At 71.1% G+C, this 15,002-nt stretch carries 11 protein-coding genes; 9 read left to right on the top strand and 2 right to left on the bottom strand.

The features are described from left to right. Nucleotides 1–33: 33 nt before the first annotated feature. On the top strand, nucleotides 34–2,205 hold the full coding sequence (locus QNO07_RS01130; RefSeq protein WP_283989393.1) for a 3-hydroxyacyl-CoA dehydrogenase NAD-binding domain-containing protein: 2,172 nt from the start codon (nucleotides 34–36) through the stop codon (nucleotides 2,203–2,205). A gap of 55 nt (nucleotides 2,206–2,260) precedes the next feature. On the opposite strand, the gene QNO07_RS01125 is transcribed toward QNO07_RS01130, so the two are convergent. Next, a complete protein-coding gene (locus QNO07_RS01125) occupies nucleotides 2,261–3,010 on the bottom strand; it encodes a MerR family transcriptional regulator (protein WP_283989391.1) in 750 nt (249 codons plus the stop codon). Between the two features lie 305 nt (nucleotides 3,011–3,315). Between QNO07_RS01125 and QNO07_RS01120 the strand changes: the two genes are divergently transcribed. After that, nucleotides 3,316–3,927 (top strand): TetR/AcrR family transcriptional regulator, encoded by a 612-nt coding sequence (locus tag QNO07_RS01120; protein WP_283989390.1) that lies wholly within the window; start codon nucleotides 3,316–3,318, stop codon nucleotides 3,925–3,927. Between the two features lie 108 nt (nucleotides 3,928–4,035). Then, a complete protein-coding gene (locus QNO07_RS01115) occupies nucleotides 4,036–6,276 on the top strand; it encodes an MMPL family transporter (protein ID WP_283989389.1) in 2,241 nt (746 codons plus the stop codon). A gap of 88 nt (nucleotides 6,277–6,364) precedes the next feature. Here the strand turns inward: QNO07_RS01115 and sph are convergent, their stop codons facing one another. Continuing rightward, nucleotides 6,365–7,360 (bottom strand): sphingomyelin phosphodiesterase, encoded by a 996-nt coding sequence (gene sph / locus QNO07_RS01110; protein WP_283989387.1) that lies wholly within the window; start codon nucleotides 7,358–7,360, stop codon nucleotides 6,365–6,367. A gap of 411 nt (nucleotides 7,361–7,771) precedes the next feature. On the opposite strand from sph, the gene QNO07_RS01105 reads away from it, so the two are divergent. From QNO07_RS01105 to QNO07_RS01080, 6 genes are all read left to right on the top strand, one after another. Then, complete coding sequence (locus QNO07_RS01105; RefSeq protein ID WP_283989386.1) at nucleotides 7,772–8,773, top strand: LacI family DNA-binding transcriptional regulator; 1,002 nt, start codon at nucleotides 7,772–7,774, stop codon at nucleotides 8,771–8,773. A gap of 259 nt (nucleotides 8,774–9,032) precedes the next feature. Beyond that, complete coding sequence (locus QNO07_RS01100; RefSeq protein ID WP_283989385.1) at nucleotides 9,033–10,697, top strand: ABC transporter substrate-binding protein; 1,665 nt, start codon at nucleotides 9,033–9,035, stop codon at nucleotides 10,695–10,697. Nucleotides 10,698–10,729: 32 nt separating this feature from the next. Continuing rightward, complete coding sequence (locus tag QNO07_RS01095) at nucleotides 10,730–11,815, top strand: ABC transporter ATP-binding protein (protein ID WP_283989384.1); 1,086 nt, start codon at nucleotides 10,730–10,732, stop codon at nucleotides 11,813–11,815. Further along, the gene (locus QNO07_RS01090) at nucleotides 11,812–12,792 is read left to right on the top strand and encodes an ABC transporter permease (RefSeq protein WP_283989383.1); all 981 of its coding nucleotides are present in this window, start codon (nucleotides 11,812–11,814) and stop codon (nucleotides 12,790–12,792) included. Before QNO07_RS01095 ends, QNO07_RS01090 begins: the two co-directional genes overlap by 4 nt. A 3-nt stretch (nucleotides 12,793–12,795) precedes the next feature. Then, on the top strand, nucleotides 12,796–13,872 hold the full coding sequence (locus QNO07_RS01085) for an ABC transporter permease (protein WP_283989382.1): 1,077 nt from the start codon (nucleotides 12,796–12,798) through the stop codon (nucleotides 13,870–13,872). Continuing rightward, complete coding sequence (locus QNO07_RS01080) at nucleotides 13,869–14,960, top strand: ABC transporter ATP-binding protein (RefSeq protein ID WP_283989381.1); 1,092 nt, start codon at nucleotides 13,869–13,871, stop codon at nucleotides 14,958–14,960. The genes QNO07_RS01085 and QNO07_RS01080 overlap by 4 nt, the downstream gene beginning before the upstream one ends. Nucleotides 14,961–15,002: the final 42 nt, after the last annotated feature.

Here is a 15,002-nt window from a genome sequence, read left to right as displayed (position 1 = left end):
CGTGCCCGACAGAACCCGCCTGGAGACCACCACATGTCTGAGCCCACGGCGATCCGCTGGGATCGTGACGCCGACGACGTCATCACGCTCACCCTCGACGACCCCGAGCAGTCCGCCAACACCATGAACGAGGCGTTCCGGACCTCCCTGACGGCGGTCGCCGACCGGCTGGAGGCCGAGCGCGACACGATCCGCGGAGTCATCGTCACCTCGGCGAAGAAGACCTTCTTCGCCGGCGGTGACCTGCGGCTCATGATCAGGGCCACGCCCGCCGACGCGCAGCAGGTCTTCGACGCCGGGATGCGGATCAAGCGGGACCTGCGCCGGATCGAGACACTCGGCAAGCCCGTGGTGGCCGCGATCAACGGCGCCGCCCTCGGCGGCGGCCTGGAGATCGCTCTCGCCTGCCACCACCGGGTCGCCCTGGACGCGCGCGGCTCACGCATCGGCCTGCCCGAGGCCACCCTGGGGCTGCTGCCCGCAGGCGGCGGCGTCACCAGGACGGTCCGCCTGCTGGGCATCACCGACGCCCTGATGAACGTACTGCTCCAGGGCCAGCGCCTCGTACCGCAGAAGGCCAGGGAGAAGGGCCTGGTGCACGAGGTGGTGGAGACCACCGAGGAGATGACCGAGCGGGCTCGTGCCTTCATCGACGCCCACCCCGAGTCCCGCCAGCCGTGGGACGAACCCGGCTACCGCATCCCCGGCGGGACCCCCGCCCACCCGAAGTTCGCCGCGAACCTGCCCGCGTTCCCCGCCAACCTCCGCAAGCAGACCGGCGGCGCGCCCTACCCGGCCCAGCGCAACATCCTGGCGGCGGCCGTCGAGGGCGCCCAGGTCGACTTCGCGAACGCCGAGGTGATCGAGGCCCGCTACTTCGTCGAACTGGTCACCGGGCAGATCTCGAAGAACATGATCCAGGCGTTCTTCTTCGACCTCCAGGCAGTGAACGCGGGCCTCAGCCGCCCGGCGGGCCACGAGCAGAGCACAGTCCGCAGGGTCGCGGTCCTGGGCGCGGGCATGATGGGCGCCGGCATCGCCTACGCCTGTGCGCGGGCCGGGATCGAGGTGGTACTCAAGGACGTCTCCCAGGAGGCGGCGGACAAGGGCAAGGCCTACTCGGCCGGTCTGCTGGACTCCGCGCTGGCCAAGGGCCGCACCACGGCCGAGAAGCGCGACGCCCTGCTCGCCCGGATCACCCCGACCGCCGATCCGGCGCAGCTCGCCGGATGCGACGCGGTCATCGAGGCCGTCTTCGAGGACCCGGCCCTCAAGCACAAGGTCTTCCAGGAGATCCAGGACGTCGTCGCGCCCGACGCGCTGCTTTGCTCCAACACCTCCACCCTGCCGATCACCTCGCTCGCCGAAGGCGTCGCCCGGTCCGAGGACTTCGTCGGCCTGCACTTCTTCTCGCCGGTGGACCGGATGCCGCTGGTGGAGATCGTGCGCGGCGCCGCCACCGGCGACGAGGCGCTGGCGCGGGCGTTCGACCTGGTCCGGCAGATCGACAAGACGCCCATCGTGGTCAACGACTCCCGCGGCTTCTTCACCTCGCGCGTCATCGGGCAGTTCCTCAACGAGGGCATCGCGCTGGTGGGGGAGGGCGTCGAGCCGGCCTCCGTGGAGCAGGCCGCCGCGCAGGCCGGATATCCGGCGAAGGTGCTCTCCCTGATGGACGAGCTGACCCTCACCCTGCCGCGTCGCATCCGCGAGGAGACCCGGCGCGCGGTGGAGGCCGAAGGCGGCGAGTGGCCCGGCCACCCGGCCGACGCGGTGGTGGACCGGCTGGTCGACGAGTTCGGCCGGACGGGCCGCAGCGCCGGAGCGGGCTTCTACGAGTACGAGGACGGCCGCCGCACCCGCCTGTGGCCGGGCCTGCGGGAGCACTTCACCCGACCGGACGCCGACGTGCCGTTCGAGGACATGAAGGAGCGCATGCTCTTCGCCGAGGCGCTGGACAGCGTGCGCTGCCTGGAGGAGGGAGTGCTGACGTCGGTGGCGGACGCCAACATCGGTTCGATCATGGGCATCGGCTTCCCGCCGTGGACGGGCGGTGTGCTGCAGTACGTCAACGGCTATCCGGGCGGCCTGTCCGGTTTCGTCGCCCGTGCCGAGGAGTTGCAGCAGCGCTACGGCGACCGTTTCGCCCCGCCCGCACTGCTGCGTGAGAAGGCTGCCCGGGGCGAGACCTTCACCGACGCCTGACCACCGCACGGGCACGCCCGCCGCCCCTCCCGCCCCCGGCGTGGGGGAGGGGCGGTCAGTGCCCCAAGCGGGGAGGGTGTTCCTGCGGGAACGTGTGCCGCAGCTCCTTCTTGAGCGAGCGCTGGAAGGTGGTCAGCAGCGCCTGCACCACCAGCGGCTGCATGTGGGCCGAGAGTGACTTCATGTGCTCCACCTGCTCGGGCGCCGGGTCCTGTTCCCGGTAGGGCTCCCAGACTTCGTCCCGGAACAGCCGGCTCAGCTCGCGGGCCGCCTGCGTGGTGTGTTCCAGCAGCACCCGGCGGGCGGCAAGGATGGACTCCAGCGAGATCGGCACGTCCAGCAGGCGCACGCCCAGCGGCAGCAGCCCCGGGTCGACGAGGAAGACCTCCGGATCGTCGGTGGGCTCCACCACGCTCATCGCCCGCAGCCGCTCGACGTCGTCGTCCGCGAGGTCGCGTCCGCAGCGGCGGCGCAGTTGCTCCCGTGTCACCTGGTCGGCGCTGTCGGGCATCCAGGACGCCACCAGGGCCCGGTGGATGGCCAGTTCGTGGCTGGTCAGGTCCTCGGGCAGGTGCTGCACATAGCGCTCGATGGCGGCCAGCGTCATGCCCTGGCTCTGCAACTCCTCGATGAGCGCCAAGCGGGAGAGGTGGTCGGGACCGTAGCGGCCGACCCGCCGGGGGCCGATCTGCGGGGGCGGCAGCAGCCCCCGGGTGCTGTAGAAGCGGATGGTGCGCACGGTGACACCCGCCCGGGCGGCCAGCTCGTCCACGGTCAGGTCCGTGCTCTCCGCCTGCTGCGTCATCCGTACCGTCCTCTCCCTCTGCCGCACCTGTGCCTCCGGTGTTGGACAGTATTGCTGTCTCACCGGGACGGTGAAACCTCCCGGCGCTGTGACGTGCGTGTTCGAAGGAGGTGGCGGGCCGGTAGCGCAGCCCGGGTGCGCGGTCCCGCGCGCTGCCGACCCCTTCGGGAACGTGAACATATCGATACGCCTTCGGATCGATACGCAGTAGTATCGATCCGCTTGCGTTTCGATGGGGCGCCTGGTTACTCTCATCGAGACGAAACCGTTTCGATGATCCGGCGAACCCGTGAGGCGCACATCCGATGACCGCACCGACCGCTGACGGGACCGCCCGCCGGGGCAGCCGCAGCAAGCTCACCCCGGAACGCGAGCAGGAGCTGTACGAGGCCGTGCTCGACCTGCTCAGGGACGTGGGGTACGAGGCGCTCACCATGGACGCCGTGGCCGCGCGGACCAGGTCCAGCAAGGCGACGCTCTACCGGCAGTGGGGAGGCAAGCCCCAACTGGTCGCCGCCGCGCTGGGCGGTTGCGGCTCGCCGCCCCCGCCCCTCGCCGACCTGGACACCGGAAGCCTCGCCGAGGACCTGCGCATGCTGGCTCGCTGGGCCGCGCGGGACGCCGTGCAGGACACCGCGCTGCTGCGTGCCCTCGGGCACGCCATGCAGGGCGACGCCGAACTGGCCCGCATCATCCGCGAGTCGCTGGTGGAGCCCGAACTCGTCGAGTTCCGGGCGCTGCTGCGGCGCTCGGTCGAGCGCGGCGAGATGGACGACGTCCCGCCGGCCGCCGAGTACCTGCCGCACATGTTCTTCGGTGTGCTGCTCGCCCGCCCGATCATCGACGCGGAGGAAGCCGACGAGGACTTCCTCGTGCGGTTCGTCGACACCGTGGTCCTGCCGATGCTGGGCCTCTGACCCCGGCGGCCGCCCCGGGCCGCCACCACCCCACCGTCCGCACCGCCCGACCCGGCCGCCGCTCAGCCGCCGGGGCGGTCCGTCACGCCTATCGACGGGAGTCACTTCGTGGCCTCGCTCCTCCAGTCACTCGGCCGTTTCGCCTTCGTGCGACGACGGCTTGTCACCCTGATATGGGTGGCCCTGCTCGCGGTTGTCGGCCTGGGGGCCGCCACAGCCGCCTCCACTCCCGGCATGTCCGCCTCCATCCCGGGCACCGAGGCCCAGCGGGCGTTCGACCTGCTGGACGAGCGCTACCCGGGCATGCAGGCCGACGGGGCCAGCGCCCGCATCGTCCTGCGTACCACCGACGGCTCGCCCCTCACCGAGGGCGAGGCCAAGGCCGCGGTGGAACGGACCGTGGAACGCCTGGGCCGCGACCCGGAAGTCACCGAGGTGATCGACCCGTTCACCTCGAAGGCGGTCAGTCAGGACGGCTCGACCGGCTTCGCCACGGTCAACTTCGGTGTGCCGCTCGGTGAGGTCAGCGAGGAGTCGCAGGACGCGCTGCTGTCCGCCACCGACTACGCCCGCGACAACGGACTTCAGGCGGAGGCGGGCGGGACCGCTCTCGAAGCCGAACCGCAGACCGGCAGCGGCGAGGTCATCGGCGTGTTCGTGGCCGCGCTGGTCCTCGTCATCACCCTGGGATCGCTGGTCGCCGCCGGTCTGCCGCTGGTCACCGCGCTTGTCGGCCTGGGTATCGGTGTGGGCGGCATCGTGGCACTGGCGCCCGTCCTGGAACTGTCGGGTGTCACCTCCGTCCTGGCCGCCATGATCGGGCTCGCGGTCGGTATCGACTACGCCCTCTTCATCGTGTCCCGCTACCGCGCCGAACGGGCGGAGGGCCACGGGGGCGAGGAGGCCGCCGGGCGGGCCGTGGGCACCGCCGGTTCCGCTGTGGTGTTCGCCGGACTGACGGTGCTCATCGCACTGGCCGGGCTGTCGGTCGTCGGCGTGCCGCTGCTCACCAAGATGGGCCTGGCCGCCGCCGCCACCGTCGGTGTCGCGGTGCTCGTGGCGATCTCGCTGGTGCCGGCGCTGCTCGGGTTCGCCGGAGACCGTGTGCTGGGGAAGGCCTTCCGCAAGACGGCCGCCTCCGCCGGTACCGGGGCCGCCGATCCGGCGGTGAAGGACGGGAGCGCCACGCCGGCCGGCAAGCCGAGCGCGGGCACCCGCTGGGCGCGTCTGGTGCTGCGCCGCCCGGTGATGGTGCTCGTGGTCGCGGTGCTCGGACTCGGTGTGGTCGCACTGCCGGCCACCCAGCTGGAGCTGGGCATGCCCGACGAGGGCTCGCGCTCCACGGAGAGCACGCAGCGCAAGGCCTACGACATGGTGTCCGAGAGCTTCGGCCCCGGTCTCAACGGCCCGCTGCTCGTCGTGGTCGACGCCCGGCAGAGCGACAACCCCGAGGCTGCGGCGGAACGTGTCGGCAAGCAGCTCGCCGGACTGGACGACGTCGCCCAGGTGACGCCGCCGCAGTTCAACGAGGCGGGGAACACCGCGATGATCACCGTCGTGCCGGCGAGCGACCCCGGCAGCGTCGAGACCGAGCAGCTGGTCCACGACATCCGCGACACCGCGGACGACACCCGGAACGCCACCGGAGCCGACACGCTGGTCACCGGTGCCACCGCCATGAACGTCGACTTCTCCACGAAGCTCAACGACGCCCTGGTGCCCTACCTGGCCCTGGTCGTGGGTCTCGCCTTCCTGCTGCTGATGATCGTCTTCCGCTCGATCCTGGTTCCGCTCAAGGCGGCCCTGGGCTTCCTGCTCTCGGTGGTCGCCGCGTTCGGCGCCGTGGTGGCGGTCTTCCAGTGGGGCTGGCTCGGCGGGCTGCTGGGCGTGGAGCAGACCGGCCCGGTGGTCAGCATGGCGCCGATCTTCCTGGTCGGCGTGGTCTTCGGACTGGCCATGGACTACGAGGTCTTCCTGGTGACGCGGATGCGGGAGGCGTTCGTGCACGGCGAGGAGCCCCGCGAGGCCATCGTCACCGGATTCACCCACGGGGCCCGGGTGGTCTCGGCTGCCGCCGTCATCATGATCAGCGTGTTCGCGGGCTTCGTCGGCTCCAACGACCCGATGGTGAAGATGATGGGCTTCGGATTGGCCATCGCGGTCTTCTTCGACGCCTTCGTGGTGCGCATGGCGATCGTGCCGGCGGTGCTCGCCCTGCTCGGCCGGTCCGCCTGGTGGCTGCCGCGGTGGCTGGACCGGGTGCTGCCGTCCGTCGACATCGAGGGTGAGCGGCTGACGCCCGCGCCTGCGGGCGCCCGCGCTCCGGAGGTGGAGCACAGCCGCGCCTGACGGCCGTCCGTGCCTCGTTCACGCGAAACCGACGGCTGCCGCCCCGCCCACCGGCGGGGCGGCAGCCGTCGTGCCGTGACCGGGCCGGTCAGCGACCGATCACCGGGTAGTGGTCGGAGAGGTTGCGGTACGTGTAGGACGTGCCCCAACTGGTCACCGTCCAGGGCGCCGAGCGCTCGTCGACGACGTGGTTGTCCCAGCCGGCCGGCCGCGCGTGCCCGGAGCGGTACAGGACATGGTCCAGGTTCTCCCGCGGGTCGGTCGGATAGCGCTCCGCCGCGACGGAGTTGTCGCGGGTGTCGAAGGAGTGGGGCAGGCCGGAACGGCTGTCGGTGTCGGCAAGGCCGGCGTCGGCGAGCATCGAGGCGTACTCGTCGCTGTGCGAGTCGACGTTGAAGTCCCCGGCGACCACGACCTGTTCGGACGCGGGGATGTTCTTGGCCCGCAGGAAGCCGTCGAGTTGGCGGAACTGGGAGCTGCGCACCCGGCGGGCCTCACCGGCCGCGCATCCGGGGTCGGTGGACTGCGCGTGGGTGCCCACCACATGCACCCGGGTGCCCGCGACGTCCAACACCGCGTACACGAAGCCCTTGTTGGAGAACCAGTCCGATCCGCACCCGTCCTTGTAGACGAACTGCTCCTTGCGGACGATGGGCCACTTGCTGAGCACCGCCACCCCGCCGTCCTCCGGGGTCAGCGAGGAGTAGGAGCCGTGTGTGGCGTCCCAGCCGCTCCTGGACCGGCCCAGTACGCCGGTCCGGTGCGGGTAGCGGTCGGCCGCGTTGCGCATCAGGGCGTCCGAGGTGCCGTTGTCGAACGCCTCCTGGAGTACCACCACGTCGTGGCCGGAGAACCACTCGGCCCGCGGGATCTCCCGGGCGCGGTGGTCCTGGCCCCAGTTCGGGTAGAGCGACTTGCTGAACAGGAAGGCGTTGTAACTCAGCACCTGGAGGCGGGGCTCGGACGCGGTGGCGGAAGTGGCTCCGGCCGGTGCGGCGGAGAGGGCGACGGCGGCCAGCGCGGCGGCGACCGCGGTGGCGATCACGGTTCTTCGGGCAGCGCGAGGCGGGGACAGCTGCGGCACGGGGACTCCCTGCGGGGGGTGAGGTGGGGGCCGACGCCCACATCAAAGCAGCCGCGGTTACTTGTGGGTATCCCCGCGGCGTAGGGAACATGCACGCTGCTCGTCGGGTGCGCGACCCCGCCGCAGTCGGCTGTGGCCGCGGGGCCAAGTGGGGTGTCCCGGCGGCGAGGTGACCCGCTCGCCGCGTGTGCTGATTCGGGAGCAGGGCTGCGACATCGGGGAATTCGGTTGCTCTAACCATTCAAGGAATGAAGCAATATCACCTCACCAGGCAGAATGAGAACGCTCTCAAGCAACTTCGGTGTGAAGTGTTGACGCCCCTGTGGCGGGCCGGTTAACTCCCGCTCTGACGCCGGTACCGGTTCCGGTACCGGTACCGGCATGGACCCCACACCGCCGCGGGAGGCCCTCATGCGCGTGACCATCGCGGATGTCGCACGTGCGGCGGGAGTCAGCAAGACCACGGTCTCCCGGGTGCTGAACACCAAGGCGGAAGTGGACCGGGCGACGGCCGCCCGCGTTCGTGAGGTGATCGATGAACTCGGCTACGTGCCCAGCTCCCGCGCGGTGGGACTCGCCCGCGGGCGCAGCCGCACGGTGGGCATGCTGGTGCCGTCCCTCACCTGGCCGTGGATGGGTGAGGTCCTCCAGGGAGTGGTGGACACCGTCGAGGCGGCCGGTTACGGGCTGCTGCTCTTCACCTGCAACCGGGGGGTGGAATCCGTCGAGTGGTTCACCGGCCAGGTGTCAGCCCGGGCGTTCGACGGGCTGCTCGTGGTGGAGCCGGAGAACACCCTGGCCGCCATCACGCTGCTGCACCGCAAGGGCCTGCCGGCCGTCCTGATCGATGACCGCGGCCACCACCCCGAGTTCCCCTCCGTGGTCACCACCAATCACGACGGAGGCGCGTCCGCCGCCCGCCACCTGCTGGTCACCGGACGCACCAGGCCGCTGGTCGTCACCGGGCCGCTGCGTTTCGGCTGTGCGCGGGAACGGCTCGCCGGCTTCCGCACCACCTACGCCGAGCACGGCGTGGAGATCCCCTCGGAGATGGTCATCGAGGGCGACTTCACCGAACGCTCAGGCAGCCTTGCCGTGCAGCAACTGATGCGGCACGGAACAGGGTTCGACGCGGTCTTCGCCCACAACGACCTCAGCGCCGCCGGTGCGCTGCGCGCCGTGCGGGCGGCCGGGCGGAACGTGCCGGACGACGTGGCCGTGGTCGGCTTCGACGACATCCCGATGGCCCGGCACACCGAGCCCCCGCTCACCACCGTGCGTCAGCCCATGCGGCTGATGGGCGAGTCCGCGGCGCGGCTGCTGCTGGAACACCTCGGCGGCGCGCCGCCCGCCGCAGGCCCGACGATCCTGCCCACCGAACTTGTGGTCCGCCGCTCGGCGCCGGGCCCGTAACCCGCAGCCCGAGGCGTCCCACACCCCTCGCCGCACCCCACCCGCCCTGCGGTACTCCACCGCCCCGCCCGCCTCCGCGTCGTGACCGCGCTCCCCGCGACGTGCCGATCCGGCCTGCCCGCGTCCGGGCCCACCGGCCGCTCCGCCGTACCCCGCCGTTCCCGCCCGGGACCCCGGCAACCAGTCCCGTCCGCCCCCAGGGACGACCCCCGCCAACCACGCCCCAGGCCACCACCCGCTCGCATCCCAAGGAGTCGACATGTCCCCCAGGCCCACCCTCCGGATGATCGCCGCAGCCACCGCGGTGACCGCCCTCGCAGCCGGCTGCTCCTCGCCCACCACGTCGGGCGCGGGCAACTCCGCCACCGGAGCGCTGTCGATCGGCATGCCCAACGGGCCGCAGACCAACAACAGCAACCCGTTCCTGGGAACCTCCGCCGGGGCCTCGCTCGGCTACCGCTACATGATCTACGAGCCCCTGGTGATGACCAACGGCATCCGGCCGGACGAGAAGGGCAAGCCCTGGCTCGCGTCGGAGTGGAAGTGGGAGGACAACTTCACCCGAGTCTCCTTCACCATCGACAGCAAGGCCAAGTGGTCCGACGGCGAGCCGCTCACCGCCGAGGACGTCGCCTTCACCTTCGGACTGGTCAAGAAGCACAAGGCGCTGAACGGCCACGCCATCGCCTACGACGGCATCACCGCCGAGGGCGACACCGTCACCCTCACCTTCAAGGAGTCGCAGTTCGTCAACCAGAACAAGATCGTCACGACGTTCGTCGTACCCGAGCACATCTGGGCCGACGTCGAGGACCCGGCGACCTGGCCCAACCGCGAGCCGGTCGGCTCGGGCCCGTACGAGCTGAAGACCTTCACGCCGCAGACCACGACGCTCACCGCCACCGCCGACTACTGGAAGGGCGAGACGAAGGTCAAGGAGCTGCGCTACACCTCCTACAACGACAACAACGCCCAGACCACAGCCCTGGCGAACGGCAAGACCGAGTGGTCGTTCGTGTTCATGCCCGACTACAAGCAGCTCTACGTCGCCAAGGACCCCGAGCACAACAAGCTCTGGTTCCCCTCCGGCCTGGGCATCCACGGCCTGTGGTTCAACACCGCCAGGCAGCCGCTGGACGACCCGGCGCTGCGCAGGGCCATCGCGATGGTCGTCGACCGGCGGGCCATCCACGTTCAGGCGCAGGCCACGCTCTACCCCGAGATCACCAACCCCACCGGCATCCCGCTGCCGGCCGGTGAGCCGTTCCTCGCACCGGAGTACAAGGACGCCACGACGAAGGTCGACGTCGAGGGTGCCAAGAAGCTGCTCAAGGACGCCGGCTTCACGCTCAGCGGCGGCACGCTCAAGGACCCCGGCGGCAAGCCGGTGACGATGACGCTGACCGACCCGGCCGGCTGGAACGACTACATCACCGGGCTGTCGATCATCAAGGACAACGTCAAGAAGATCGGCATCGAGGCGAAGGTCAAGACGCAGACCGCTGAGGCGTGGACCTCGGACGTCTCCAACGGCGAGTTCGACGCCACCCTCCACTGGACCAACAGCGGTGCCACGCCCTACGACATGTACCAGAACATCATGGACGGCGAGCTGCTCCAACCGATCGGCAAGAGCGCCCCGCTCGGCAACTTCGGCCGCTTCGACAGCAAGGAGGCGACGAAGGCGCTGAAGGAGTACGCCAACGCCACCACCGACGACGTGCGCACCGAGGCGCTGAACACCCTCCAGAAGATCATGGTGGAGGAGGCGCCCATGGTGCCGACCGCGGCGGCGCCCATCGGCGCGGAGTACTCCACGAAGAACTGGACCGGCTGGCCGACCGAGGCGAACCCCTACGCACCGCCGCAGCCCACGCAGCCCAACGCGCTCGACGTGGTGCTGAACCTCAAGCCCGCCTCCTGACCGCCGCCCACCGCCAGATGAGGAACCCGGCCATGCTCGCCGAAGCCGCCCCCCGTGACCCGCACGACCCGCACCCGCCCGACGCCTCCGGCGACCAGGAGGTCGTGCTCGAAGCCCGCGCCGTCACCAAGCACTTCCCCGTACGCCGCGGCCTGCGGGACGTGCTCGCCCGCCGCCGCCGCGTCGTACACGCCGTGGACGACGTCTCGATCGTCCTCCGCCGGGGCAGCGTCACCGCCCTGGTCGGCGAGTCGGGCTCGGGCAAGTCCACCGTCGCCCGGCTGCTGGCGCAGCTGCACCCCCTCACCGGCGGGGAGATACGCCTCGCCGGCAACCCGGTCAGGGCGGGGCGCGGGCGGGCCTTCCGCGCCTACGTACGCGAGGTGCAGCTGATCTTCCAGGACCCGTTCGCCTCGCTCAACCCGGTGCACACCGTGCGCTACCACCTCACCCGGGCACTGCGCATCCACGGCCGCGCCGGCTCCGGCGACGCCGAACTGCGGGAGAACCTGGCGGCGTTGCTGCGGCAGGTGCAACTGACGCCGCCGGAGCGGTTCCTGGACAAGTTCCCGCACGAACTCTCCGGCGGCCAGCGCCAGCGGGTCGCCATCGCCCGCGCACTGGGCGCGGACCCTTCGGTGCTGCTCGCCGACGAGCCGGTGTCGATGCTGGACGTGTCGATCCGTCTCGGCGTGCTCAACCTGCTGCGCGACCTCAAGGAGCGGCTGCGGCTGGCCGTCCTGTACATCACCCACGACATCGCCTCCGCCCGGTACTTCGCCGACACCACCCTGGTGATGTACGCCGGCCGGGTCGTCGAGGGCGGTGACAGCGAGACCGTCACCCAGCGGCCGGCCCACCCCTACACGCAGCTGCTGATCGCCTCCGCGCCCGACCCGGACCGGGTGGCGGACGAACAGGACCAGCAGGAGAGCGGCAGCGGCGAACCGCCCTCGCTGATCGACCCCCCGTCCGGCTGCCGCTTCCACCCCCGCTGCCCCAAGGCCATGGCACGCTGCCGCACCGAACTGCCGCCCCGGTTCACGCTCGAACACGGGCAGTGGGCCGCCTGCTGGCTGTACGACACGTCCTCCGGCGGGAACGAGGCTGGCCGGTGAAGTACCTGCTGCAGCGGCTCACCTTCTACCTCGCCACCGCGTGGGCCGCCATCACCATCAACTTCCTGATCCCCCGCCTCATGCCGGGCGACCCCGTGCAGGCCCTCATCGCCCGCTTCCAGGGACAGCTCGACACCAAGGCCGTCGAGTCGCTGCGCGCGCTCTTCGGCCTCGACCGCGACGCCTCCCTGTGGCAGCAGTACACCGACTACTGGTCCCACCTGCTGCGCGGCGACCTCGGCCTGTCCTTCACCTTCTTCCCGACTCCCGTCGGGGAGGTCATCTCCCAGTCCCTTCCGTGGACCCTCGCCCTCGTGGGGACCACCACGGCGCTCAGCTTCCTGCTGGGCACCGGCCTGGGCATCATCAGCGGCTGGCGCCGCGGCTCGTGGCTGGACGGCATGCTCCCGGTCACCACCTTCATCTCGGCCATCCCCTACTTCTGGCTCGGCCTCATCGCCATCGCCCTGTTCGCCGTCAAGTGGCCGCTGTTCCCGGCCGCCGGCGGATACGACAGCGCACTCGTCCCCGGCTTCACGGCCGAGTTCATCGGCAGCGCGCTCTACCACGCGGTGCTGCCCGGCATCACCGTGGTGCTCTCCGCCATGGCCGGCTGGGTGCTCGGTATGCGGAACATGATGGTGACCGTCTCCTCCGAGGACTACGTGACGGTCGCCCAGGCCAAGGGGCTGTCCGAGCGCCGGGTGATGTTCTCCTACGCGGCCCGCAACGCCATCCTGCCCAACATCTCCGGCTTCGCCCTGTCGCTGGGCTTCATCGTCGGCGGCACGCTGCTGGTGGAGATGGTCTTCTCCTACCCGGGCATCGGCTACCAGTTGTTCCAGGCCGTCGGCGCCAAGGACTACCCGCTCATGCAGGGCGTGTTCCTCATCATCACGCTGTCCGTACTGGTCGCCAACCTGCTCGCGGACGTCGTCTACCTGCTCCTCGACCCCCGCACCCGAAGGGAGGCCTGAGCTGTGGCAGTCCTCACCGCCTCCACCGCCGCGGAGACCGGCGACGCGTCCGAGGCCCCCGCAGGCCGGCAGCGGCTGCGCTTCCTGCGCGGCGGCAAGACCCGCGTCGGTCTGGCGATCCTCGGCTTCTTCATCCTGATGGCCGTCGCCGGACCCTGGCTCGCGCCCTACGATCCGGACCAGATGAGCGACGACATCCTCCAGCCGCCCTCGGGCGCCCACTGGTTCGGCACCACCCAGACCGGCCAGGACGTGTTCTCCCAGATCCTGGTCGGCACCCGGGGCGTGCTCGTCGTCGGCTTCACCGCCGCCTTCTTCGCCACCCTGCTCGCGGTGGCGATCGGCGTCAGCGCGGGTTTCCTCGGCGGCGTCGCCGACGAGGTGCTGTCCGCTCTCAGCAACGTCTTCCTCGTCATCCCCGGCCTGCCGCTGATCATCATCATCGCCAGCTTCGTCGAGGACGCGAGCGACCTGCTGATCGCGCTGGTCATCTCGCTGACCGCCTGGGCCTGGGGGGCCCGAGTGCTGCGCGCCCAGACGATGTCGCTGCGCCGCCGCGACTACGTCGAGGCCGCCCGCGCCACCGGCGAACCCACCTGGCGGATCATCGTCTTCGAGGTCATGCCCAACCTCACCGCCGTCATCGCCTCCGGCTTCGTAGGCACGGTCATCTTCGCTGTGCTGCTGGAGATCACCCTCGCCTTCATCGGCGTCGCCGACATCTCCAACTGGAACTGGGGCACGGTGCTGTTCTGGGCCCAGTCCAACCAGGCACTCGCCCAGGGCGCCTGGTGGTGGTTCGTACCCGCCGGACTGTGCATCGCCCTGCTGGGCACCGCGCTGTCCCTCATCAACTTCGGCATCGACGAGTTCGTCAACCCCCGGCTGCGCACCGAGACCGGTGCCGCTCGCGGCGTCCGCATGCGCGTCGGCTTCACCCCCGTCGTCCGCACCGCCACACCCGCCCCGGACCCCGCCGAACCGGCGGCACCGCGCGCCGAAGCGCCGCCGCACCAGGCCGAAGCGCCGCCGGACCGCTCCGGTCCCGGCGGCCCGCAGCGGAAGGAGCCGCGCCCATGACCGGTCAGCCAGTCCTCACCATCAGCGGCCTGCACGTCGACTACGGCACCGGCCCCACGGCCGTGCAGGCGCTGCGCGACATCAACCTGACCCTGCACCGCGGCGAGGTGCTGGGCCTGGCCGGCGAGTCCGGCTCGGGCAAGTCCACGCTGGCCTACGCGGTGACCCGGCTGCTCGCCCCGCCAGGAGTCATCACGGCCGGCGAGGTCGCCTACACGCCTCAGGACGGGCGGGCGGTCGACCTGCTCACCCTGACCCCCGAGCAACTGCGGGCCTTCCGCTGGCAGGAGCTGTCCATCGTCTTCCAGGGCGCGATGAACTCGCTCAACCCGGTGCACACCGTGCACAGCCAGCTGACCGACGTGCTGCGCGCCCACCGCCCGCAGACCTCGAAGGCGCAGCGCATCCGACGTGCGACCGAACTGCTGTCCCTGGTCGGCATCTCCGCCGACCGGCTCGCCGCCTACCCGCACCAGCTGTCCGGCGGCATGCGGCAGCGCGTGATGATCGCGATGGCGCTGGCCCTGGAGCCGGAGATCGTCATCATGGACGAGCCGACCACCGCACTGGACGTGGTGATGCAGCGGCAGATCCTGCGGCAGCTGGTCAGGTTGCGCGAGGAGCTGAGCTTCTCGGTCGTCTTCATCACACACGACATCTCGCTGCTGGTGGAGTTCTCCGACCGGATCGCCATCATGTACGGCGGGCGGATCGTCGAGGAGGCCGGCGCCGACGCGCTCTACCGCGACGCGCGCCACCCCTACAGCCACGGACTGCTGCACTCCTTCCCGTCCCTGCACGGTCCGCGCCGGGAACTCACCGGCATCGCCGGCTCGCCGCCCCACCTCACGGCGATGCCTTCCGGCTGCGCCTTCCGCCCGCGGTGCGCCCGTGCCTTCGAACCGTGCGCAGGCCACGTGCCGCAGCTGCTGCCCGCAGCGGAGGACGACGCCCGCAGCGTCGCCTGCTGGCTGCACCACGCCGCGCCCGGCGCGCCCGCCCCCGGGCGGCTGGCGGAGGCCGCCCCCGGACCCGCCCCCGGACCCGTCCCGGCGCCCGCCGCGAACACGACCGGATTCACCCGCTGACCCGCCCGTCCCCCTCCACGCCACCCCGCCCCGGCGTCCCGC

It is taken from the genome of Streptomyces sp. 549, assembly GCF_030124175.1.
Classification (GTDB): Bacteria; Actinomycetota; Actinomycetes; order Streptomycetales; family Streptomycetaceae; genus Streptomyces.
Note: the sequence above shows the minus strand (reverse complement) of the source record. Positions and strands in the feature narration are given on the sequence as shown.

What these genes read in the sequence shown, in the direction of transcription:
- QNO07_RS01130 (WP_283989393.1), top strand. Translation starts at nt 34, where the DNA reads ATGTCTGAGCCCACGGCGATCCGCTGGGATCGTGACGCCGACGACGTC.
- QNO07_RS01125 (WP_283989391.1), bottom strand. Translation starts at nt 3,010, where the DNA reads ATGACGCAGCAGGCGGAGAGCACGGACCTGACCGTGGACGAGCTGGCC.
- QNO07_RS01120 (WP_283989390.1), top strand. Translation starts at nt 3,316, where the DNA reads ATGACCGCACCGACCGCTGACGGGACCGCCCGCCGGGGCAGCCGCAGC.
- QNO07_RS01105 (WP_283989386.1), top strand. Translation starts at nt 7,772, where the DNA reads ATGCGCGTGACCATCGCGGATGTCGCACGTGCGGCGGGAGTCAGCAAG.
- QNO07_RS01100 (WP_283989385.1), top strand. Translation starts at nt 9,033, where the DNA reads ATGTCCCCCAGGCCCACCCTCCGGATGATCGCCGCAGCCACCGCGGTG.
- QNO07_RS01095 (WP_283989384.1), top strand. Translation starts at nt 10,730, where the DNA reads ATGCTCGCCGAAGCCGCCCCCCGTGACCCGCACGACCCGCACCCGCCC.
- QNO07_RS01080 (WP_283989381.1), top strand. Translation starts at nt 13,869, where the DNA reads ATGACCGGTCAGCCAGTCCTCACCATCAGCGGCCTGCACGTCGACTAC.